We start from the raw sequence: 21,834 nt of genomic DNA on the forward strand, positions 1-21,834 counted from the left end.
TCGATTCAGGGGTCCGTTTCCGGGGTTGCCTGCGCGGGGGGGACGTCGCGCAGCCGCCGCGCCAGGGCCATCATCACCAACGGCACCACGGCCATCGACAGGGTGATGGCCAGTACCAGCAAGTCATGCACCTGTGGTGACAACACCTGATGGTCCCGCGCCAGCTTGAACACCACGAAGGCAAACTCGCCCCCAGAGGCCAGCACCACGCCCAGGCACAGCGCCTGGGACGGGTTGAGGCCTCCGGCCATGCGCCCCAGGCCATACAGCAACGGCAGCTTGATACCCACCAGCAGCAGCGTCACCCCCAACACCGCCAGCGGCATGCCCAACAGCAGGTGCAGGTCGGCGCTCATCCCCACGCCCACGAAGAACAGCCCCAGCAGCAAGCCCTTGATCGGTTCGATCTGGGTTTCCAGTTCGTGGCGAAACGGCGACTCGGCCATCAGCACGCCGGCCAGAAATGCCCCTAGCGCCATCGATACGCCCACGTGCTCCATCAACCAGGCAGTGCCCAGCACCACCAGCAAAGCCGTGGCGGTCGACAGCTCGGGCAGGCCCGAACCCACCGTCCACTTGAAAACCGGGGTCAACAGATAGCGACCAAAGATAATCAGCACACCAATGCCCACAGCCACAGCCAGCAACGGCCAGGCCCCTTCGTCGGCGGTGCTGACATTGCCACCGAGCAGCGGCACCACGGCAATCAAAGGAATGGCTGCGATGTCCTGGAACAACAGGATGGCCACAGCCAAGCGGCCGTGGGGTTTGCCCAGGTCCTTGCGCTCGGCCAGTACCTGCAGGCCAAACGCGGTGGAAGACAGCGCCAGGCCCACGCCCAGCACGATGGCGGCCGGCCGCGACTGGTCGAACAGCCAATAGGCCAGGAGCCCAAGCACCACGGCGCTCAGCCCCACTTGCAGCGTACCCACACCGAACAGCGCCCGGCGCATGGTCCACAAGCGCCGGGGCGATAGCTCCAGGCCAATGACGAACAGCAGCATCACCACGCCCATCTCTGACAGACGCGCCACGTTATCGGGGTTGTTCAGCAGGCCGAGCACCGAGGGGCCGATGAGCATGCCGGCCAGCAGATACCCAGGCACAGCGCCCATCCGCAAACGCTGCGCCAGTGGCACCAGAAGCACCACGGCCAACAGGAACACCACTGTGGCCTGCAACAGGCTGCCGTCATGTGGCATGAGCTCTTACCCTCGCAGCTCCCCGCAGGGAGGGGTTCAGAAGCGTTCTTCGACGACCTTGAACGGGTAGGCCACAGCCTTGTACTTGCCGATCTTGCCGCGCTTGGGCAGCTTCACCACCTGGTCACGGGTGATGTCCTTGTACGGAATCCGGCTGAGCAGATGGCTGATGATGTTCAGGCGGGCGCGGCGTTTATCGTTGGAATGGGCCATGAACCACGGCGCCCAGGCGGTATCCGACGCGGCGAACATGTCGTCACGCGCCTGGGTGTAGTCATCCCAGCGGGTATACGACTTGAGGTCCATGGGCGAAAGCTTCCACAGCTTGCGGCCATCGTTGATGCGATCCTGCAGGCGGACGGTCTGCTCCTCGGCGCTGACCTCGAGCCAGTACTTGATGAGGATGATCCCCGACTCGACCATGACCTTTTCGAACACGGGCACACCGGTGAGGAACTTGTCGACGAGTTCGTCGGAGCAAAAGCCCATTACCCGCTCGACGCCCGCTCGGTTGTACCAGCTGCGGTCGAAGATCACCACCTCGCCCGCTGCGGGCAAATGCCCCAGGTAGCGCTGCAGGTACATCTGGGTTTTTTCCCGCTCGGTCGGTGCCGGCAGCGCCACCACGCGAAACACCCGCGGGCTGACGCGCTCGGTAATGGCCTTGATGGTGCCGCCCTTGCCGGCGCCATCGCGGCCTTCGAAGACGATGCATACCTTCAGCCCCTTGGCCACCACCCACTCCTGCAACTTCACCAGCTCCACATGCAGGTGCTTGAGCGCTTTCTCGTACGCCTTGCCGCCCAGTTTTTCTGGCTGTTCCTGGGTGGGTTTCTTCCTGGACGGCTTCGACATGACACTCTCCTGAAGGCGAATGAAGAGTCAGTATGGTCGATCCATGACGGTTTGCCGCTTCGCTTGCAGATTGGTGAAGGGCTGCCTCGCAGCCCCCACGAGGCGCTATTTGGCCAGCTTGTTGTAACTGGTCATCAGGTTGCGATAGTCCGGGATATGGTTGGAGAACAGGGTACCCAACCCCTCGACGTCGTTACGCCAGTCCCGGTGCAGCTCGCAGGCCACGCCGAACCAGGTCATCAGCTGCGCCCCGGCCGCCTCCATGCGCCGCCACGCCGAGTCACGGGTCAGTTCATTAAAGGTCCCAGAGGCGTCGGTGACGACGAACACCTCAAAGCCCTCCTCCAGCGCCGACAAGGCCGGGAAGGCCACGCACACCTCGGTGACCACACCAGCAATAAGCAGCTGCTTCTTGCCAGTGGCTTTTACCGCTTTTACGAAATCTTCGTTGTCCCAGGCGTTGATGTTGCCGGGGCGTGCGATGTAGGGGGCGTCGGGGAACTGCTCTTTCAGCTCCGGCACCAGCGGGCCGTTGGGGCCGGTCTCGAAGCTGGTGGTGAGAATGGTCGGCAGCTTGAAGTACTTGGCCAGGTCGGCCAGCGCCAGTACGTTGTTCTTGAAACGGTCGGGGTCGATGTCCCTTACCAGCGAGAGCAGACCGGCCTGGTGGTCGACCAGCAGGACGGCGGCGTTGTTCTTGTCCAGACGCTTGTATTGGAAGGTCACGGTGAACTCCTTGCTTCAGCGGGTTGGGAGTATCAGCGTAGGCAAGGATCAAGGGTGGGACAGACCGTCAGTCGGTTCGCTTGTTGCTGCCTGTACCGGCCTCATCGCCGGCAAGCCAGCTCCCACAAGGTACTTTGTCTTCCTTGGGCATCAGGCACGGGGAGATGGCAGAAATGTGGCTGAACATTCGCTGCTGTGAGATGACAGTTGGATAACTGAGGCAGATCTCAATGGGAGCGGGACGTAGCCTACTTGGCAACCCGACGATACTGCTGCTTGGGACTGCGAGGTGAATCGGGATCTGTCATTTCGATCAAGCCAGCAGCCAAGGCCGGGTGCAAATAACTCTTACGGAATGTGGCACGGTGCGAGAGACCCAGCTGATGCATGAGATCACTTGTCTTCAAAGCAACACCAGCGGGCAGCACCTTGAGAAGATTCGCTACTTGGTCGGTTACTTGGACGGTTACTTGGTCGCTCTCTTTGGCTTCTACAAGCGCACTTAGCAACGCTTCAAGCATGTACTCGACAAACGGGGTAGCTTCAGCAGCCTGGTCAGCCGCAGCCAGCGCTGCGTAGTAAGCGTCCTGCTGCTCACGGATAACGGTTTCGACCGGCAGGTAGGCCATCGCTGGTCGCCACCGGCTAAGCAGCAGGGTTTGCCATAGCCGTCCCATGCGCCCGTTGCCGTCAGCAAACGGGTGGATGAATTCGAATTCGTAGTGGAATACACAGCTGGTAATCAGCGGATGCCAATCGTTGTTCGAGAGCCAATCCAATAAATCGTGCACCAGTGTCGCCACCCGGCTGGCCGGTGGTGCCATATGTAGCAGGCGAGAACCCCAACAAATGCCCACACCACCGCGCCGGTAACGCCCAGCGTCGTCTATCAGGCCATGCATCAGCATCCCATGCGCGGCAAGCAGGTCGCTCGGGGACTCGGCACGCCAGTCAGGCATCGCATCGTAGGTAGCAAATGCATTGCGGACCTCCTGAATTTCACGCGGCAGACCTAGAACACGCTTGCCATCCAGCAGCGCGGTTACCTGCTCGACGCTCAGGGTGTTGTTTTCAATGGCAAGCGATGCCTGAATGGTACGAATCCGGTTCCCTCGCCGAAGTTGCGGCGTAAGCGCTGCATTGCGATAGGCAGTCAATAACCCCACTTGCTCACTGACTTCGGCAACCAGAGCCAGAATCCGGGGGGTCACCGTCAGCGGTGGTTGGTAATTGCTCATTGCCTGCAACCTGAAGGGGTGGTGAACGACGCCGGCCATGGAAGGGATCGTCCAAATGCGGGATGCCACAGCTGCAGACACCTTAATCGACACGTTACGCGAGGGTAAAGGAAGCATTGCCATCACTTCACAAATTCCTGAACTGATTATTTGCCTCCAGCGATTTGTCCCCTCTTCAACCACCACCAGAATCGCTTCACCATAATCACAAAAACCGTGAGGCCACTCCCGTGGACCAGACCCTTCAGGTGCGCCAAGCCGCCGCCGACCTCGTTGCGGCGTTTGCCAGCAACGACACCGCCCGCTATTTCGCCTGTTTCAGCGAAGACGCCACGTTCCTTTTCCACACCTTGCCGCAACCGCTGCTGTCGCGCCGTGCCTACGAAGACCTCTGGGCGCAGTGGCAGGCCGATGGTTTTGCCGTGCTTGCCTGCGAGTCGGGCAATGCCCAGGTGAGCCTGCAAGGTGATGTGGCGATCTTCATGCACGATGTGGCCACGCATATCCGCATCGCCGGCGAAGAACACCAGTTGAGCGAGCGCGAGACCATCGTCTTCCGCCGCAAGGGTGACCAGTGGCTGGCCTGCCACGAGCACCTGTCGGTCGTCTCGCCGGCCTGATCACCTTTTTACGCGGCCCTGCCGCCCTGCCATCGCACCCACAAGAAGGCCCGCGCACGCGCAGGCCCACAACAACCGCGCTGGAGCATCACCATGAGCCACTCGACCGGTATCGAGACCAACGGCGTCGAACAGATCCCCGACGATCAACGCGACGCCTCCCCGCTGGACCTGTTCCGCCTGATTTTCGGCGGCGCCAATACCTTCGCCACCGCCGTGCTGGGCAGCTTCTCCGTGCTTTTTGGCCTGTCCTTTCAGGCGGGCGTGTGGGCCATTCTGCTCGGCGTTGGCGTGGGCGCGCTGATTCTTGCGCCGATGGGGTTGTTCGGCGCGCTTAACGGCACCAACAACGCCGTGTCGTCGGGCGCGCACTTTGGTGTGCACGGGCGTATCGTCGGCTCGTTCCTGTCGCTGCTAACGGCGGTGGCGTTCTTCTCGCTGTCGGTGTGGAGCTCGGGCGATGCCCTGGTCGGCGGCGCCAAGCGCCTGGCCGGCCTGCCGGAAACCGACCTCACCCTGGGCCTGGCCTACGGCCTGTTCGCGGTGCTGGTGCTGGTGGTGTGCATCTTCGGCTTCCGCTTCATGCTGTGGGTCAACAAGATTGCCGTGTGGGCTTCAAGCCTGCTGTTCCTGCTGGGCATCGTTGCCTTTGCCGGGCCGTTCGACGCCAGCTACGCAGGTAGCGTCAACCACGGCCAGGCGGGCTTCTGGGCGGCGTTCGTCGGCGCGGCGATCCTGGCCATGAGCAACCCGGTGTCGTTCGGCGCCTTCCTGGGCGACTGGTCGCGCTATATCCCGCGTGCAACACCCAAGACGCGCATCATCCTGGCGGTGATTGCCGCCCAGGGCGCAACGCTGATTCCGTTCCTGTTCGGCCTGTGCACCGCCACCTTGGTCGCGACCCAGGCACCGGACTACATTGCCGCCAACAACTATGTGGGTGGCCTGCTGGCGGTGGCGCCAAGCTGGTTCTTCCTGCCGGTGTGCCTGATTGCGGTGATCGGCGGCATGTCCACCGGCACCACTGCGCTGTATGGCACCGGCTTGGACATGTCCAGCGTGTTCCCGCGCCTGCTCAGCCGCGCCGGCGCCACGCTGCTGATCGGCGTGCTGGCGATCGGCTTCATCTTCATCGGCCGTTTCACCTTCAACCTGGTGCAGAGCGTGTCGACCTTTGCGGTACTCATCATCACCTGCACCAGCCCGTGGATGGTGATCATGATCCTCGGCCTGATCACTCGCCGCGGCTTCTACCACGCCGATGACCTGCAGGTATTCACCCGCGGCCAGCGTGGCGGCCATTACTGGTTCCTGCATGGCTGGAACTGGCGCGGCATGGGGGCGTGGCTCCCCAGCGCGGCGGTCGGCCTGTGTTTCGTCAACCTGCCGGGGCAGTTCGTCGGCCCGCTGGGCGACCTGGCTGGCGGCATCGACCTGAGCCTGCCGGTCACCCTGGGGCTGGCCGGCGTGTTGTACCTGGTACTGCTCAACCTGTTCCCTGAACCTGCTGGCGTGTATGGCCCCCGGGGCCCGCGTTGGGTGCGTTGCAAAAGCACCGCGCACACGCCTGTGACCACTGCCGAAATGGCCTGACTGGAAACCGACCATGACCAATTCCCACTACATCGCCGGCCGCTGGGTCGAAGGCCAAGGCAGCGACTGCATCAGCGTCAACGACCCTGCGCTGGGGCAACCGTTCGCCGAGTTCATGGCTGCCAGCGTGGCCCAGGTCGACCAGGCCGTAACCGCTGCCCGCAGCGCCCTGCCCGCCTGGAAAACCACCAGCGCCAGCGAACGCGCGGCCTACCTGCGCGGCTTTGCCGAACAGCTCGGGCAACGCCGCGAAGCGTTGATCACCTTGCAGATGCGCAACAACGGCAAGCCGCGCCACGAAGCCGAGATCGACCTGGACGACGCCATCGCCACCTTCGGCTACTACGCCGAGCTGGCCGAGCAACTGCCTGCCAAGAATCGCGACGTGCCACTGGCCGCCCCAGGCTTCACCGCGCGCACTCGCCTTGAGCCGGTGGGTGTGGTCGGCCTGATCGTGCCGTGGAACTTCCCGCTGGTGACCAGCGCCTGGAAGCTAGCCCCGGCGCTGGCTGCCGGCTGCACCGTGGTGCTCAAGCCATCGGAAGTCACCCCGCTGATCGAACAGGCCTACGGCCAGATCGCCGACGCCCTGGGCCTGCCGGCCGGGGTGCTGAACATCGTCAACGGCAAGGCCGAGACCGGCGCCGCACTGAGCAACCACAACGGCCTGGACAAACTGTCGTTCACCGGCAGCAACAGCGTCGGCAGCCAGGTAATGCGCAGCGCGTCGGCACAGTGCCGGCCGGTGACGCTGGAGCTGGGCGGCAAGTCGGCCATCGTGGTGTTTGACGATTGCGATGTCGACCAGGCGGTCGAGTGGATTGTCGCCGGTATCAGCTGGAACGCGGGGCAGATGTGTTCGGCCACCTCGCGGCTGCTGGTGCAGGACGGTATTGCCGATGCGCTGCTGCCACGCTTGCAGGCGGCACTGGAAAACCTGCGGGTTGGCAACCCGCTGACCGAAGAGGTCGACATGGGCCCGCTGACCAGCCAGGCCCAGTGGCTGAAGGTGGCCAGCTACTTTGCCACGGCGCGGGAAGAAGGCTTGCAGTGCCTGGCCGGTGGCAAGGCGTTGGACCGCGACGGCTGGTTCGTCAGCCCTACGCTGTATACCGATGTGCCGAAACACAGCCGCCTGTGGACCGAGGAAATCTTTGGCCCGGTGCTGTGCGCACGCCGGTTTGCCAGTGAAGAGCAGGCGATTGCCGAGGCCAATGACAGCCGCTTCGGGCTGGTGGCGACCGTGTGCTCTGCCGATTTGCAACGCGCCGAGCGTGTGGCCGATGCGCTGGAGGTTGGCCATGTGTGGATCAACTCGGTGCAGGCGGTGTTCGTCGAAACCTCGTGGGGCGGTACCAAGGGTAGCGGCATCGGCCGTGAGCTGGGGCCTTGGGGGTTGTCGGCCTACCAATCGGTCAAGCATGTGACGCGGTGTTTGGGGTGATGGTCGCCAGGTGCCTGTCACAACATTTTCAGCGCCTGTGAAATCGAGCGCCGCCCGCGCGGCGCATCGCGACGCAAGGCCGCTCCCACATCTGTTTCGGGCCAATCACTCCTGTGGCATTGGCGCGCGCCCCCCCTTGTTTGTTCCATTCGATAGCGATAGGTGATCATTTGCTCTTCTGCTATCGCCAGCCATGCACCAAGGGTGCGCGCGCCAAAGGAGCAGGAGTAACTGGCCCGAAACAGATGTGGGAGCGGCCTTGCGTCGCGATGCGCCGCGCGGGCGGCGCTCGATCCAACAGGCGCTGAACTACTCATGGCGAACACATGGTGGCCCTCACCCAATCTCCCACAGGGGCCCTGCTAACTCGAAGAGTTATATACAGTCCTGTGAGAGCGGCGATCCAACTTACCCCGAGAGGCCCTTACGCCGATTCATCAGCGGGGCGCGTACCCTCTTGCACCAGCACCATGCTCTGCGGCGAAGACAGCGGAATGCCTTCATCACGCAGGCGACCAAGAATGGTGAACAGCAGGTCGCTACGGGTGCCTGACACCTGCCGCGGCCCCGCCACGTAACCACTGACACCGATCACCATGCCACTGGTAGTCAGGTCCTTGAACGACACCGAAGTGGCGGGCGCATCCAGAATCGCCTCATGCTCGTGGTACGCCGCCAACAACAGTTCGCGTACCCGGTTGGCATCGGTCTCCAAGGGCAAGGTCAGGGTAATGCCGACCACGCCCAGCGCATTGCCCATGGTCACGTTGCGCACGTTCTGCGAAATGAATTGCGAATTGGGCACGATCACCGTCGAGCGGTCGGACATCTGAATTTCAGTGGCGCGCACATTGATGCGGCGGATATCACCCTCGACACCCGCCAGGCTGACCCAGTCGCCCACCTTGACGGGGCGCTCGGTGAGCAGGATCAGGCCGGATATGAAGTTCTGCACGATCTGCTGCAAGCCAAAACCGATACCCACCGACAGCGCACTGACTACCCAGGTGAGGCTGGTGAGGTTGATGCGCAGGGTCGACATGACCAGCATGGCCAGGAACAGGAAGCCCAGGTAACCCACCAGGGTCACCAGCGAGGCCCGCATGCCGGCGTCCATGTCGGTTTCCGGCAGCAGGCGATCACTCAGCCAGCGCTTGACCACGCGAATGGCGAACAGCCCGCCGAAGAAAATCGCCAGCGCCAGCAGGATGTCCTGCGGCACGATGTTGAGGTTGCCAAGCAGCTTGCCGCCGGTGCCGTCCCAGTCGCCCAGGCTCATCAGCAGCTCGCTGGGGCTGGTGCCCGACGGCATCAGCGTCAGCAATAGTGCCAGGAACAGCACGATGGTACGGCCGATGCCGGCCAGGATGGTGCTGGCCTGCGCCTGGTGGCGAGGCGCCAGGCCCAAGGTTGAGGCCAGCGCCAAACCACCTGGCTGACGTGGCGACAGCAAGGTTTCGCACAGGTCACCGAAGAAGGTGGTCAGCAAGTACGCACAGGTGACCACCAGGCTGACCCATAGCAATTTGGCGGTGAGGAAGTAGGCGAGCGTCAGGTAGCCGGCGAGCAGAGCCAGCAAGATCAGCGTCAGCCAGATGACCATCACGAACGGGATAAGCCCGGCGAGGCCCGTGGGGCGCTCCAGGTCATGCTTGCGCAAGGTTCGGCGATAACGCAGCAGCGCGCCGGCAAAGATGAATGCCACGACCAGCGCGGTGAGGCCATTGACCGCCACGGTCAGCGCCAGACTGGCGCCGATGACGCTGTTGATGCGCTCCAGGGTCATCATCACCATCAGCGCCAAGGCCAGTACCTTGGGGAACCAACCGAGCGCACTGGCCACTTCGTCATGGATCGACGGCAGGCGCCAGGACGGACGCTGCAGCATCAGCATGGCGCGGCCCAAGCCGGTAATGAAGGCGCTGAACACCACCAGGGTGAGAATGTGGTTGGTGAGGCTGGCGATATCAGAACCTAGATCGGCACTGCTCTCCAGCCCCCAGCGCAGCAGCGATACAGAACCGGCAATGGTACCCAGGGTTGCCAGGCTGACGCCCAGGGCCAAGGCGCTGCGGCGCAAGCGGCCTTCGGGCAACCAGCCGACCATGGCACTGGCCAGCAAACGCTCGAGCACGCGCCGCACCAAGGTCCAGACCAGAATCGCCGCCACCAGGCTGGTAATGAACAGCCAGCGGTTTTCGGCGCTGAAGGCACTGCCGATGGCGTCGGCCGCCTCGCCGCGCAGGTCACGCAGACGCGCCACGTCGTCCTGGGTGGGGCGGATGATGCTCTGCCAGAACGCCGGGGTCAGTGGCGAGGCCGCACGGCTGGTGATTTGCGAGTTGAACTGGCTACGGCGCAGGTTGACGATTTGCGTGGAAAGGTCGCGGGCCGACTGATTCAGCTTGGTGGCCTGGTCCTGCTGGGCTACCAGCGCTTTTTTCTCGGCCTCCAGCGCTTTGCGCTGCTGGGTCAGGGTGGCGGCCTCGTCCGGCTGCACCGGGCCGATGACCTTGAGCTTGTCCTCAAGCTTTTCTATGTCGGCGGTGCGCTGTGCACTCAATGCATCCGCCTGGCGCTGAACCTGCATCGCCGCCAGGCGCAACTGCGACAGCAAGTCGTCGTTGGCCTCGCTGGTGACGCCCTGGCGGATCAGGTCCAGCCGGTCGCTCAGCTGTTCGATGCTGGCGTTTTCATCCAGCGCTGGCGCTTCGGCAGCCGCCAGATTGGACAATGGCGTGGCCGGCGCCGACCAGGCCGGGCTGGCAATGGCCAGCATCAGGGCCAGCAGGACCATCAGGCCTGGGCAATAACGGGCAAGGCTGACACGCCTCATCGAAGTATCCTCTTTACAACTCGATTTGGCGGGGGATTCTACGCGGCTTCAGGCAATCAGGAGAGTGCCGTCTCTCGCTTGAGCAGTTGCTGTTTGCGCTCGACACCCCAACGGTAGCCGCTGACGTCGCCGTCCCGACGCACCACCCTATGGCAGGGGATGGCCACGGCGATGTGGTTGGCCGCACAGGCCATGGCCACTGCGCGCACCGCTTTGGGCGCACCGATACGCTCGGCAATATCGGTGTAGCTGACCCGGCTGCCGGCCGGCACCTCGCGCAACGCCTGCCACACCCGCTCCTGAAACGCCGTACCTTGCACATCCAGCGGCAGCGCCAGGCCCAACGCCGGGGCTTCGACAAAGCCCACCACTTCGGCGACCAACTGTTCGTAGGCGCTATCGCCACCGATCAAGCGGGCCTTGGGGAACTGGTCCTGCAGGTCGTGCAGCAGGCCCTCAGGGTCGTCGCCCAGCAAAATCGCGCAAATGCCCTTCTCGCTCTGGGCCACCAGGATCGCCCCCAGCGAACACTGGCCGAGGGCAAAGTGGATGGTGGCCCCTGCGCCGCCGGCACGGTACTGCCGCGGGCGCATGCCCAGGCGCTGATCGGCGCTTTCGTAGAAGCGGCTGTTGGAGTTGAAGCCGGCATCGTAGATGGCGTCGGTGACTGAACGCTGGCCATCTTCCAGGTGCTCACGCAGGCGCCGGGCACGGAAGGCGGTGGCATAGGCCTTGGGGGTTACGCCGGTTTCGGCCTTGAACAGGCGGTGCAGGTGGAAGGGGCTTACGGCCAGTTGCGCACTGAGCTGGTCGAGGCTGGGCGCAGGGTCGATGGTTTCGATCAGGCGGCAGGCGCGGGTGACCAGTTGGCTATGGCGGGTGGTGCTGGCCTTGCTGATACAACGCTTGCAGGCACGGTAACCCGCCGCTTCGGCGGCAGCGGGGGTGTCGTAGAACTCGACATTGGTGCGCTTGGCCATGCGTGATTTGCAGCCGGGGTGGCAGTAGACGCCGGTGGTGCGTACGGCGTAGACAAAGTGCCCTGTGGCGGTGGAGTCCCGGGATTCCACGGCTTGCCAGCGTTGGTCGGGGGTGGTGTAGAGATTCATGGGTTAGCATCCAGATAAGTTGTCGCCTGTACCGGCCCTTTCGCGGGTAAACCCGCTCCCACAGGGACTGCGCAAGGCTCGAACCCGGCAGAGGTACCTGTGGGAGCGGGTTTACCCGCGAAAGGGCCAGTACAGGCGATGCAAAAACCTCAGGCCCGCCACAGGTACCAGGCCGCCACGGTTCGAAACGGCCGCCAGCCGCCGCCCAGCGAGCGCATCTGCGCAGGTGTCGGCGCCTTGTCCAGCCCCTTCAGCCGTCGGTAACCCTCGCGCACGCCAAAATCATCTACTGGCAGAATGTCCGAACGCTCCAGGCTATAGATCAGCAGCATCTCCACCGTCCATCGCCCTACCCCGCGCAAGGCTACCAGGCGTTCGATCAGTGCTTCGTCGGCCATGGCCAATGCCTCTTCCCGCGTCGGCACCAGGCCTTCCAGCCGTGCCTGGGCAATGCCTTGCACAGTGGCCATCTTGCTTGCCGAGAACCCACAGGCGCGCAGGGTTTCTGGGCTGACCGTCAATAGCTGCTGTGGCGTCGGAAACGCATCCTCCGGGAACAACGCCAGCAGCCGGCCAAGGATTGCTTCGGCAGCACGGGCATGCAGTTGCTGGTAGGCGATGGCCCGCACCAATGCCTCGTAGGGCTCACGCCCCGGCGTGGCCTGGTGCAGGCAAGGCCCGATTGCAGCAATGTGCCGCGACCAGTCCGGGTCGAGTGCTGCCAGGTATTCAGTGGCCTCGCAGTAGGCCTCGGGCGAAAGGTCGGCCAGAATCATGACGCCTCCAACAGGTTGAGTGCAGGGCCCAGCTTAGCTCAGCCGTTCATCGGGTAAACGCCGGTTCTTGCGCGGCGAATTCCTGGCATACCATTGCCCTGCGCCGCGTTCCCCGCATAGAATTGAGAACTATTCACAATCGCACAGTTCACAGGGCCGGGTCTTCGCTACGATGCAGATCAACGACACGCTCAAGCCGACCGAGGTCGCTCTGCTCTACCAGGCCCACCACAGCTGGCTGCGCGGCTGGTTGCGCAACCGGGTAGGTTGCAGCGAGCATGCCGCCGACCTGGCCCAGGATACCTTCGTGCGGCTGTTGCGGGCCCGCCAGGCTTCACCACTGAAAGAGCCACGCGCCTATCTCAGCAGCATCGCCCGTGGCCTGATGATCGACCAGTTCCGCCGTCGCGCACTGGAACACGCCTACCAGCAAAGCCTGGCCCACCTGCCCGAAGCCGAGGTACCCAGCGAAGAGCACCGCCTGGTCATTCTCGATGCCCTAGGCCGCCTCGACCGTGCCCTGCACCAGCTCAAGCCGCGTGTGCGCCAGGCGTTTCTGCTGGCTCAACTGGACGGCTTGAGCATCGTGCAGATTGCTCAGCAGCTGGAAGTGTCGCGGGCCACCGTCGAGCGCGACCTGGCCAAAGCCCTGGGCGTCTGCTACCGGTTACGTTATGCCGATGCATGAGCCCGCGCCAGCGCAGGCGCAGGTCGACCAAGCCATCGACTGGCTGGTGAAGCTGCGCTTCGACCGCCCCAGCCCACGTACCGAGCAGCAATTCCAGCACTGGCTGGCCAGCCACCCGCACAACCCGCTGGCCTGGCAACGGGTCAGCCAACTCGGCGACGAACTGGCCGGGCTGCCCAAGGACCTGAGCCGGCGCACCCTGGACGGCAGCCAGCGCCAGCGCAGCAGCCGCCGTGACCACCTCAAGTTACTGAGCCTGCTGGCCGTGGGCGGCAGCCTGGGCTGGGCCACGCGCGAACCTCTGGGCCTGCCGCAACTGCTGGCCGACAGCAGCACCGCCACGGGTGAACGGCGCCAGTGGCAAGTCAGCGATGGCAGCCACATACTGCTAAACACTGCCAGCGCCATCGACCTGCATTACAGCGCCGAGCAACGCCAGTTGGAACTGGTACGTGGCGAGGTCAGCCTGGACAGCAACCCCAACGATACCCGCCCGTTCTACATCGACACCCGCATCGGCCCGCTGACCACCCTTAACGGCCAGTTGCTGCTGCGTGAAAACAACCAAGGCCTGCTGCTGGCAGTGCGACGTGGTGAAGTTACGCTGTTTCCCACGTCGGCCTCACCGCGTCAGGTGCATTCGGGCGAAACGGTACAGGTTGGGGCCAATGGCAGTGTCCACGCGGTGGCGCTGCACAGCGACCCTTGGGGCTGGACCGACGGCGTGCTCAGCGTGCAGCAGATGCCACTGGGCGAGTTTGTCGCAGAGCTCGCCCGCTACCGCCCGGGCCTGTTGCGCTGCGCCCCTGAGGTGGCGAACTTGAAGGTGTCAGGCACCTATCAGTTGGCCGATACCGCTCAGATCCTGCAGTTGCTCACCCGCAGCCTGCCGGTGCGTGTCGACTACAAAACGCGCTACTGGGTAAGCATTGGCGCAGCCTGAAAAGCACATCACTCCGCCACGGCGCGCATCCGGCCCGCGCGTCGGTACGATTGCCGGGCAAAACACACGAACAACCCGGCCATCAGCGCCAGCGCCATGGGCAGGCCATGCGGGGCCACATCCATCGCCGCACCACTCACCAGCGGGCCGATCAAGCTACCAACGCCCCACAACAACCCCACGCTGGCATTGGCAGTGACCAGATCCTGGCCTTTGAAACGTTGCCCGATCAGCACCAACGCCAGGGTATAAATGCCCCCCGCAACCGCGCCCAGCACCACCAGCAGCGGCCACAGCAGCCAGGTCATGTTCAGCAGCCACGGCAGGCCGATGCCAATCGACATCGCCACCAACCCGCACACCAGGTGCAGCCCGGTGCGCTCCACGCGGTCGGCCAGCCAACCCAACGGCAGCTGGAACAGCATGTCGCCGGCAAACACCACCGTCACCATCAGCGCCGCCACGCCCACGGCAAAGCCATGGCTGGTGGCGTACACCGGCAACAGCGACAGCACCACGGCATCGAAGAAGGAGAAGAACAGCACCGCCACGCACAACGCCGGTGCCACGCGGAAGAAGCCGGCCAGGCCGAAGCTCTTGTCGCCCTCTTCATGCTCGACATGGTCATTGGGTACGGTCAGCACGATGCACAGCAACGCCAGGCCATAGCAGGCGGTGACCACACCGGTGATCCACGGGCTGTTGGCGCCCAGCAGCGCGAGCATGGCCGGGCCCAGCACCTGGAAGCCGGTAAAGCTGGTGGCATAAAGGGCCATGATCTTGCCGCGATTGTGCTCAGGGCACAGCTCGTTGACCCACGACTCGCCGAGGATGATGGCGATGCCCATACCCAGCCCCAGGCCCAGGCGCAGCAGGGCCAGCAACCACATCGAGCCGAAGGCCGATTCGAGCAGGGCGATGCTGACGGTGCACAGGCTGAAACTCAGCAGGTAGATGGTGCGCCGGGTAAGGTGACGGCAGCAAGCGTCGACCAGAAACGCCGAGAGCATCATGCCCGCAGCGGGGATGGCCGAGATGATGCCGATTTCCAGGGTGCTGGCGCCGGCCTCATGCAGGCGCAACGACACCAGCGGCAGGCTGGCCCCCAGGCTGAAACCCACGACAGAAACGGCGAACAACAGGCCCGCCAGCAAACGCATGTTCATGTACCACTCCTTGCAAACCAGAAAGACGTGCAGACACAGGCGCGCACGCCGGGGCGGCGAGCGACGCAAAAGCGCAGATCAGTTCAGGCGAGGTGTGGCGAGAAGGTGAAGGCGAACAGCACGCTGCGGCGACGCTTGAGTACCGTATCGCTCGGCCACGCACGACGCAGGGCCTGGAGGGCAGGCTGGCGGGCATGTGGGAGGGACGGGTTACGGCGCATTGCTTTGGCTACTACGCAGGTGGTGGGTAAAAAGAGGCGGCACTCTAGCCACCTGAAGGAGGGTAGTCAACCGCCCTGGGGCCTCTACGAGGCCCATTCGCAGCACAAGGCTGCTCCTACAACGAGCGCGTGCTGCCTGTAGGAGCAGCCTTGTACTGCGAATGAGCTGCAAAGCAGCCCCCAGCGATTTCAGCGTTTACCTGTAGACGGCAAGAACACCGCCAATAACCCGAACAACGGCAGGAACGAGCACAGCCCGTACACATACTCGATACCGCGCAGGTCCGCCACATACCCCAGCAGCGCCGCGCCAATGCCGCCAAAGCCGAACATCAGCCCGAAGAAGATGCCGGCGATCATGCCCACGCTACCCGGCACCAGTTCCTGCGCATACACCACGATCGCGGAAAACGCCGAGGCCAGGATAAAGCCGATCACCACGCTCAGCACGGTGGTCCAGAACAGGTCGGCATATGGCAGCGCCAAGGTGAACGGCGTCACCCCCAGGATCGAGAACCAGATCACGGCCTTGCGCCCGATGCGGTCCCCGATCGGGCCGCCAAAGAACGTGCCCGCCGCCACTGCACCCAGGAACAGGAACAGGTGCAACTGCGAGCTGGCCACCGACACATCGAACTTCTCGATCAGGTAGAAGGTGAAGTAGCTGGTGAAGCTGGCCATGTAGAAGTACTTGGAGAACACCAGCAGGCCCAGCACGATCAGCGCCGCGATCACCCGATTGCGTGAAATGCCATGGGTGGCCTGCACCACCTTGCGCGCCTTGGCCTGGTTGAGGTGTTCCTTGTACCAGCCGCGCAGCATCAGGGTTACACCAAGAAAGAACAACGCGGCCAGGCCGAACCAGGCCACATGGGTCTGGCCGAACGGAATGACGATCGCCGCCGCCAGCAGTGGGCCCAGTGCGGAGCCGGTGTTGCCGCCCACCTGGAAGGTCGACTGGGCCAGGCCGAAGCGCCCGCCAGAGGCCAGGCGCGCAATACGCGAGGTTTCCGGGTGGAACGTCGACGAGCCGATGCCCACCAGCGCCGAAGCCAGCAGAATCATCGGGAAGCTGCCGACGAAGGCCAGCATCACGATCCCCACCAGCGTGCACAGGGTGCCCATCGGCAACAGATTCGGCGCTGGCCGGCGGTCAGTAAAAAAGCCGACCCAGGGTTGCAGCAGCGAAGCGGTGATCTGGAACGTCAGGGTGATCAGGCCGATCTGGGCGAAGCTCAGGTCGTAATTGGCCTTGAGCATGGGGTAGATCGCCGGCAGCACCGACTGGATCAGGTCGTTGATCAAGTGCGCCAGGGCGCAGAAGCCGATGATGCGCATTACCAGCGGCGTCGCTTGGGTCGCCGCTGCGCTGGTGGACGCCGTGGAGGCGCTACTGGTGGCCATGTGCCTGAATCTCCGTCCGCAGTTTGGGATCCGATTATCGGGAAACAAATAGATACATAGCTACCTTTTTTATCCCTCCGTCGCAACGTACTTGAAAATGGTTCTCAATATAATTAGCATCCTCGACCCATACCCCTGTCATCGTTGGGCGAAACGGCCCCTATCGTGAGCAGACTGAACCCATGAGCCCGATGCCCGCCAAGCAGCTGCAGCAGCCCGACCCACAGCAGGAAGCGCTGGAATGGTTTTCGCTGTTGCGCCAGCCCGGTTGCGACGAAACCCAGCGCCAGGCATTCGCAGCCTGGTGCCAGGTACCCGAAAACGCCCACGCCTACGCCGAGCTGGAAACGTTCTGGCAACAGCTGCAACCACCACCCGCCCGCCCTCGCCCACGGCACGTCACGGTACGCCGCAGCCACCTGGGCAAATGGCTGGCGCTGGTGTTCCTGGTCGGGTTGGGCGCCGCAACCTACCTGTACTGGCCGCTGCTGCAACGCCTGGCCAGCGAGCTGCACACCGACGTGGGCGAGCGGCGCAGCACACGCCTGGCGGATGGCACGACCCTGAACCTGGACAGCGCCAGCGCAATGAACATCGACCTGCGTGGCCGCACCCGCCAACTGCATTTGGTGCAGGGCCAGGTGTACCTGGAAGTCGTGCTCGACGGCCGGGCCATGGAAGTGGACGTGGGCAACGCACGCATCCAGGTGTTCGGCACCCGCCTGCAGGTAGCCCGCCATGCCGGTCATGATGAACTTGTCGTACTCAGTGGCAAGGCCATGGTTACCCAGGGGGGTGAACAGCGCATGGTCTCTGCAGGCGAGCGGGTCACCTTCAATGACACACGCATCGACCCGGTGCAGAAGGCTGACCTGAAAACCGCAGACAGCTGGCGCAACGGCCGTCTGAAAGCCACCGACATGCCATTGGGCCAGGTGCTGGAGCGCCTGGCCAGCTACCAAGGGCAGCGCGTGTGGATGGTGGATGAACAAATGGCCCATCGGCGCGTGAGCGGTGATTTCAACCTTGACCGCCCTGGCGAAAGCCTGCAATCCCTGGCGGCGGCCCAGCATCTGCAGCTTCAGGGCGTGCTCGGGCACTGGCTTGTGGTGCACTGAAAGCACGCCCGGCCGCTAAGTTTTTGAAAGCGTGCAAATTTTTTTTGAAATGAGTGTTGACAGAGGGTCCGTTCAAGAGAATAATGCGCGCCATCGGCTACATAGCTCAGTTGGTTAGAGCATAGCATTCATAATGCTGGGGTCCGGGGTTCAAGTCCCTGTGTAGCCACCAAACAAGACGAAGGGCTTACCGCAAGGTAAGCCCTTTTTCTTTGCCTGCGTAAAAGCTGCACGCTTTCAATTTGAGCAAGCAGCTACCCCCAACATGCAATCGCCCCTCAACGAATCCCCGTCACCGCCACTGCCAGCCCAAGCCCGATCAAAGCCAGCCCGATGACGCGGTCCACCAGCACTTGCCGGTCGATCATCGCCTTGCGCAACGCAGTACTGGAGAAAAACACTGCAACCAGGCTGAACCACAGCCAATGGGCAAAGGACATGAACGCGCCGTAGGCGAAATCCAGCGCCAGCGGGCTGCCCGGCTGCACCACCTGGGTGAAAGCGCTGATAACGAACAACATGGTCTTGGGGTTCAGGGCATTGGTCAGAAAGCCCGTGCGCAGAGCGCTCAGCACGCTGGCGGCGGGTTGACTGCCGCCCTCGAGGTGGATGGGCTGAGTGTTGGTCAGCGACTTGTAGCCCAGGTAGATCAGGTAACCCGCACCGAGCACTTTCATGACCAGGAACAGCGCCGGGCTCTGGCTGATGATCACGGCAATGCCCAGCACCGTGTACAGCACGTGCACCTGCACCCCCAACGCGATGCCGATCGCGGCGGCCAGCCCGGCCTTGCGGCCTTGTGCATAACTGCTGCGGGTGACCATGGCGAAGTCGGCGCCAGGGCTGATGACGGCGAGCAAGGTGAACAGGGCGACGGCGATGATTTCGGTCATGGTGATGGCTCTCGATAGGCGATGAAAATGCACAGGCCTGGGGATTATCGAGGGCTTATGAACCAGGAAAAATCGATTTATAGTGAGGCATATCTGATAGTTTTACTCACAGATATTTAGACCCTGCACCGGCCTCTTCGCGGGTAAACCCGCTCCCACAGGTAATGTGCTTTTCTCAGGTGTGATGAGATCCCTGTGGGAGCGGGTTCACCCGCGAAGAGGCCGGCCCAGGCAAAAAGAGATGCCATGAAACTGCCGCCGCTCAACGCCTTCCGCTACTTCGACATCGCCGCCCAGACCGAGAGCTTCGTGCGCGCCGCCGAGCATCTGCACGTCACCCACGGCGCGGTCAGCCGCCAAATACGCCTGCTTGAAGAAAGCCTTGGCGTGGCGCTGTTCGAGCGCCGTAACCGGGCCATTTTCCTCACCTCCGCCGGCCGTGCCCTGCAAGGCACCACCCAGGCGATTTTCGAACAGCTCGAAGGCGCCGTGCAGCGCTTGCAACAACAGGCCCGCGACAATGTGCTGGTGCTGTCCTGCGAGCCGACCATCGCCATGCGCTGGCTGATCCCGCGCCTGCCCCGCTTCCATGCCGACCACCCCGACCTGCAGTTGCACCTGGTGGCCGCCGGCGGGCCGCTGGACTTCGCCCGCAGCGGTGTCGACCTGGCCATCCGCCGCGACGACTTCCACTGGGACAACCAGCTGTTCAATCAAAAAATCTGCGACGAATGGATCGGCCCGGTGTGCCACCCCACCTCCCCCACCCAGCTCGACGGCCAACGCCTGCTGCACAGCACCACCCGCCCCGCTGCCTGGCCCACCTGGCTGCGCCTCAGCGGCCAGCAGGCGCGGCACAACGAACGCAGCGACTACGAACACTTCTACCTGACGATCCAGGCCGCCAGCGCCGGCCTGGGCCTGGCCATGGCCTCAGCCCTGATGGTGCGCGACGAACTCGACAGCGGGCAGTTGCAGGCACCGTTCGGCTTTGTGCGCGATGGCTCGGCTTATCACCTGCTTAGCCCACAGCCCCTGGACGACAGCGGTAAGCGCCAGCGCTTCGCAGAGTGGGTAATGGGCGAATGCCAGCGCTGCCTGGCTCACTTGGGTTTGACGCAAAACGACGACCCCGCGCTGCCATCGCCGCCCCAGGTGCGATAGCCCGCGGTATCCAGATGGATGCGCCCCGACGGGTAGCGCCCCAGGCCCATGCTCCACGCCTGGCCATGCTGCTGCCAGAAACGGCACAGCGGGTTAGGGTCGGCCCAGGCCGGCAACAGAATATCGACGGCGAAGGCGCGGGTATGGGCACTGTTGGCAGCACCGCCTGCGCACGTATTCAGACGAGGGTCGCGATAGGCCGAAACCACCTCGAACTGGCGCAGGATGCCTTGGCCGTCGAGCACCTTGATAAGCGAGAGGGTCGAGCGTACAGCCGGCCAGTTGCTGACAGGCGGCACGGCGAAGGGAGACGCGTGGCACAGCTTCCAGTCCGAGGCCGAACGCAGCAGTTGGTGGATAGGCACTACACCGTAAAGACGGGCATCCACCAGCATTTCACGGAAGGGACGGGTTTGCTGGTCGCCGGCCCACTGGGCGAACATCCACAGGTCGCGTTGGTCGGCGTGGGCAATACCCGCTATCAGCAGGCCTGCCGCCAGAAGCAGTTTTTTCATTCTTTATCCATCCCTGCATAGAGAACAAACAAAGCTACGCGGTGGATGCCGCCGACTGTGCGAGGTCAGTCCTCAAGCAGCGTGCAGGCCATCACCAGGGCATCTTCACGGCCCCCGGCAATCGGATAATAGTCGCGACGGCGGCCGATTTCGTTGAAACCGTAGCGCTCGTACAAACGATAGGCCGACTGGTTGCTGGCGCGCACTTCCAGGAAGCATTCGCGGCCATTGAGCTGGTAAGCCCGGGCCATCAGGTGCTCCAGCAGGCGCAGGCCCAGGCCGCGCCCCTGGTTTTCCGGTTTGACGGTGATATTGAGCAGGTGCGCCTCGTCGATGATCACATTGATCACCCCATGGCCAACCTGCTGCTGGCCATCGAACATCAGCCAGACTTCGTAGGACTTGAGCGCATCCTGAAAGATCCCGCGGGTCCAGGGGTGACTGAACGCGGCATATTCGATCTTAAGTACGGCTTCCAGATCCGCCTCGTTCATCGGGCGGAAACTGATCGATTCACTCATTCAACGCTCTTCCAGCGCGCCATCAGCTGGCGCATGGCTTTCCAGACGTCCGCCTTGCGCTGCGGCTCGTCCATCAACAATTCAAGGCCCGGCAGCGCCCAGGCATCGCCCAGGCCGTCCAGCTCAAGGGTTTGGTAATAGGCCTCGGCATCGGCATTGGCGGCAAAGCGCAGTGCCGGCAAGCCGATCAGCCACAGGCAGGTACTCGGGGCGTCTTCCAGGCGCGCCTGGACAAAGCCCTGGACGAAGTCGCGCGCGGCTTCGGGGCCCTGGTCCATGTTGCCGCGTACCAGCAACGGCCAGCGCACCGGTTCGCCGATGATCTGCGGGGCGTCAGGCAGGCCGGCAGCGCGCAGCATGTCCTTGAGCAGCAGGTAGGACGGGTCGCGGCTCTGGAACGGCTGGCCAGTGGTCAGTTCGACCAGCAGCAGGCAGCTGCCAGCGCGCAGCAACTGCAACGAGAAGCGCGGTGGCGGCACCGGGGCCGGGCGTGGCGGTGCGGGCTGCCCCTCGGCCTCGACGGGCTTGGCGACAGGCTTGGGCGCACTACCCGGGCGCGGGATCTCGATTTTCGGCCACTCACCGGAGCGGGCCTGGGGGCTGGCGGGCGTTTCGTTTGCAGCCGGTGCCGGCCTGACCTCGAAATCGATGTCCTCGACCGGCCCCACCGGCAGCAGCAGCTCGGGCCGCGACGGTGCGGCGAACGGCAGTTCGGCGCGCGGCAGCCAGTGCACCACTTGCATGGCGGAAAGGTAGGCGCGGCGACGGGGTTCGGTCAGCAAGGGGCGGATATCCGAGGGGC

Annotated in this window: 21 protein-coding genes and 1 tRNA gene; 8 read left to right on the forward strand and 14 right to left on the reverse strand. The window is 63.6% G+C overall.

Annotation, left to right across the window (positions count from 1 at the left end):
• Positions 1–5 precede the first annotated feature (5 nt).
• From ACN6NG_RS25445 to ACN6NG_RS25460, 4 genes are all read right to left on the reverse strand, one after another.
• Positions 6–1,202, reverse strand: a complete 1,197-nt coding sequence (locus ACN6NG_RS25445) for a monovalent cation:proton antiporter-2 (CPA2) family protein (RefSeq protein ID WP_063423713.1) — start codon at positions 1,200–1,202, stop codon at positions 6–8.
• Positions 1,203–1,238: 36 nt separating this feature from the next.
• The gene (gene ppk2, locus ACN6NG_RS25450; protein WP_063423712.1) at positions 1,239–2,057 is read right to left on the reverse strand and encodes a polyphosphate kinase 2; all 819 of its coding nucleotides are present in this window, start codon (positions 2,055–2,057) and stop codon (positions 1,239–1,241) included.
• A 105-nt stretch (positions 2,058–2,162) separates the two neighbouring features.
• Complete coding sequence (gene ycaC / locus ACN6NG_RS25455) at positions 2,163–2,783, reverse strand: isochorismate family cysteine hydrolase YcaC (RefSeq protein WP_016484856.1); 621 nt, start codon at positions 2,781–2,783, stop codon at positions 2,163–2,165.
• A 248-nt stretch (positions 2,784–3,031) separates the two neighbouring features.
• On the reverse strand, positions 3,032–4,021 hold the full coding sequence (locus ACN6NG_RS25460) for a Fic family protein (RefSeq protein WP_474316804.1): 990 nt from the start codon (positions 4,019–4,021) through the stop codon (positions 3,032–3,034).
• A 230-nt stretch (positions 4,022–4,251) separates the two neighbouring features.
• Between ACN6NG_RS25460 and ACN6NG_RS25465 the strand changes: the two genes are divergently transcribed.
• From ACN6NG_RS25465 to ACN6NG_RS25475, 3 genes are all read left to right on the forward strand, one after another.
• Entirely contained in the window at positions 4,252–4,641 is a 390-nt protein-coding gene (locus tag ACN6NG_RS25465) for a YybH family protein (RefSeq protein ID WP_474316807.1), read from the forward strand.
• Between the two features lie 93 nt (positions 4,642–4,734).
• On the forward strand, positions 4,735–6,234 hold the full coding sequence (locus ACN6NG_RS25470; protein WP_474316810.1) for a purine-cytosine permease family protein: 1,500 nt from the start codon (positions 4,735–4,737) through the stop codon (positions 6,232–6,234).
• Between the two features lie 13 nt (positions 6,235–6,247).
• Positions 6,248–7,678, forward strand: coding sequence for an aldehyde dehydrogenase family protein (locus ACN6NG_RS25475; protein WP_197864628.1), 1,431 nt, complete (start codon positions 6,248–6,250; stop codon positions 7,676–7,678).
• 424 nt (positions 7,679–8,102) lie between these two features.
• On the opposite strand, the gene ACN6NG_RS25480 is transcribed toward ACN6NG_RS25475, so the two are convergent.
• The 3 genes from ACN6NG_RS25480 to ACN6NG_RS25490 form a co-directional block, all read right to left on the reverse strand.
• Positions 8,103–10,514, reverse strand: a complete 2,412-nt coding sequence (locus tag ACN6NG_RS25480) for a DUF3772 domain-containing protein (RefSeq protein WP_063423708.1) — start codon at positions 10,512–10,514, stop codon at positions 8,103–8,105.
• Positions 10,515–10,570: 56 nt separating this feature from the next.
• On the reverse strand, positions 10,571–11,623 hold the full coding sequence (gene ada / locus ACN6NG_RS25485) for a bifunctional DNA-binding transcriptional regulator/O6-methylguanine-DNA methyltransferase Ada (protein WP_063423707.1): 1,053 nt from the start codon (positions 11,621–11,623) through the stop codon (positions 10,571–10,573).
• 149 nt (positions 11,624–11,772) lie between these two features.
• On the reverse strand, positions 11,773–12,399 hold the full coding sequence (locus ACN6NG_RS25490; RefSeq protein ID WP_019471005.1) for a DNA-3-methyladenine glycosylase family protein: 627 nt from the start codon (positions 12,397–12,399) through the stop codon (positions 11,773–11,775).
• Between the two features lie 172 nt (positions 12,400–12,571).
• On the opposite strand from ACN6NG_RS25490, the gene ACN6NG_RS25495 reads away from it, so the two are divergent.
• A complete protein-coding gene (locus tag ACN6NG_RS25495) occupies positions 12,572–13,087 on the forward strand; it encodes a sigma-70 family RNA polymerase sigma factor (protein ID WP_019471006.1) in 516 nt (171 codons plus the stop codon).
• Positions 13,074–14,030: a FecR domain-containing protein gene (locus ACN6NG_RS25500; RefSeq protein WP_063423706.1), complete on the forward strand. Its 957-nt coding sequence runs from the start codon at positions 13,074–13,076 to the stop codon at positions 14,028–14,030. Before ACN6NG_RS25495 ends, ACN6NG_RS25500 begins: the two co-directional genes overlap by 14 nt.
• 8 nt (positions 14,031–14,038) lie before the next feature.
• Here ACN6NG_RS25500 and ACN6NG_RS25505 read toward each other — a convergent pair whose 3' ends face one another.
• The 3 genes from ACN6NG_RS25505 to ACN6NG_RS25515 form a co-directional block, all read right to left on the reverse strand.
• A complete protein-coding gene (locus ACN6NG_RS25505) occupies positions 14,039–15,196 on the reverse strand; it encodes an MFS transporter (protein ID WP_019471008.1) in 1,158 nt (385 codons plus the stop codon).
• Between the two features lie 83 nt (positions 15,197–15,279).
• Entirely contained in the window at positions 15,280–15,417 is a 138-nt protein-coding gene (locus ACN6NG_RS25510; RefSeq protein WP_016484845.1) for a hypothetical protein, read from the reverse strand.
• Between the two features lie 189 nt (positions 15,418–15,606).
• Complete coding sequence (locus tag ACN6NG_RS25515; RefSeq protein ID WP_474316815.1) at positions 15,607–16,821, reverse strand: MFS transporter; 1,215 nt, start codon at positions 16,819–16,821, stop codon at positions 15,607–15,609.
• 191 nt (positions 16,822–17,012) lie between these two features.
• Here ACN6NG_RS25515 and ACN6NG_RS25520 point away from each other — a divergent pair, with 191 nt between their 5' ends.
• Positions 17,013–17,939, forward strand: a complete 927-nt coding sequence (locus ACN6NG_RS25520; RefSeq protein WP_059396026.1) for a FecR family protein — start codon at positions 17,013–17,015, stop codon at positions 17,937–17,939.
• Between the two features lie 95 nt (positions 17,940–18,034).
• Positions 18,035–18,111 (forward strand) — tRNA-Met (locus ACN6NG_RS25525).
• Between the two features lie 106 nt (positions 18,112–18,217).
• Here ACN6NG_RS25525 and ACN6NG_RS25530 read toward each other — a convergent pair.
• On the reverse strand, positions 18,218–18,832 hold the full coding sequence (locus ACN6NG_RS25530; RefSeq protein WP_063423704.1) for a LysE family translocator: 615 nt from the start codon (positions 18,830–18,832) through the stop codon (positions 18,218–18,220).
• Between the two features lie 246 nt (positions 18,833–19,078).
• Between ACN6NG_RS25530 and ACN6NG_RS25535 the strand changes: the two genes are divergently transcribed.
• Complete coding sequence (locus ACN6NG_RS25535; protein ID WP_063423703.1) at positions 19,079–19,996, forward strand: LysR substrate-binding domain-containing protein; 918 nt, start codon at positions 19,079–19,081, stop codon at positions 19,994–19,996.
• Here ACN6NG_RS25535 and ACN6NG_RS25540 read toward each other — a convergent pair.
• The 3 genes from ACN6NG_RS25540 to ACN6NG_RS25550 form a co-directional block, all read right to left on the reverse strand.
• Entirely contained in the window at positions 19,936–20,511 is a 576-nt protein-coding gene (locus ACN6NG_RS25540) for a D-Ala-D-Ala carboxypeptidase family metallohydrolase (RefSeq protein ID WP_353456529.1), read from the reverse strand. The genes ACN6NG_RS25535 and ACN6NG_RS25540 overlap by 61 nt on opposite strands.
• A gap of 65 nt (positions 20,512–20,576) precedes the next feature.
• Positions 20,577–21,032 carry a ribosomal protein S18-alanine N-acetyltransferase gene (rimI, locus tag ACN6NG_RS25545; RefSeq protein WP_016501536.1) on the reverse strand — a complete coding sequence of 152 codons (456 nt, stop codon included), beginning with the start codon at positions 21,030–21,032 and terminating at the stop codon, positions 20,577–20,579.
• Positions 21,029–21,814, reverse strand: coding sequence for an energy transducer TonB (locus tag ACN6NG_RS25550; protein WP_474316821.1), 786 nt, complete (start codon positions 21,812–21,814; stop codon positions 21,029–21,031). The genes rimI and ACN6NG_RS25550 overlap by 4 nt, the downstream gene beginning before the upstream one ends.
• Positions 21,815–21,834: the final 20 nt, after the last annotated feature.

Source organism: Pseudomonas sp. TSO6, from assembly GCF_056098905.1.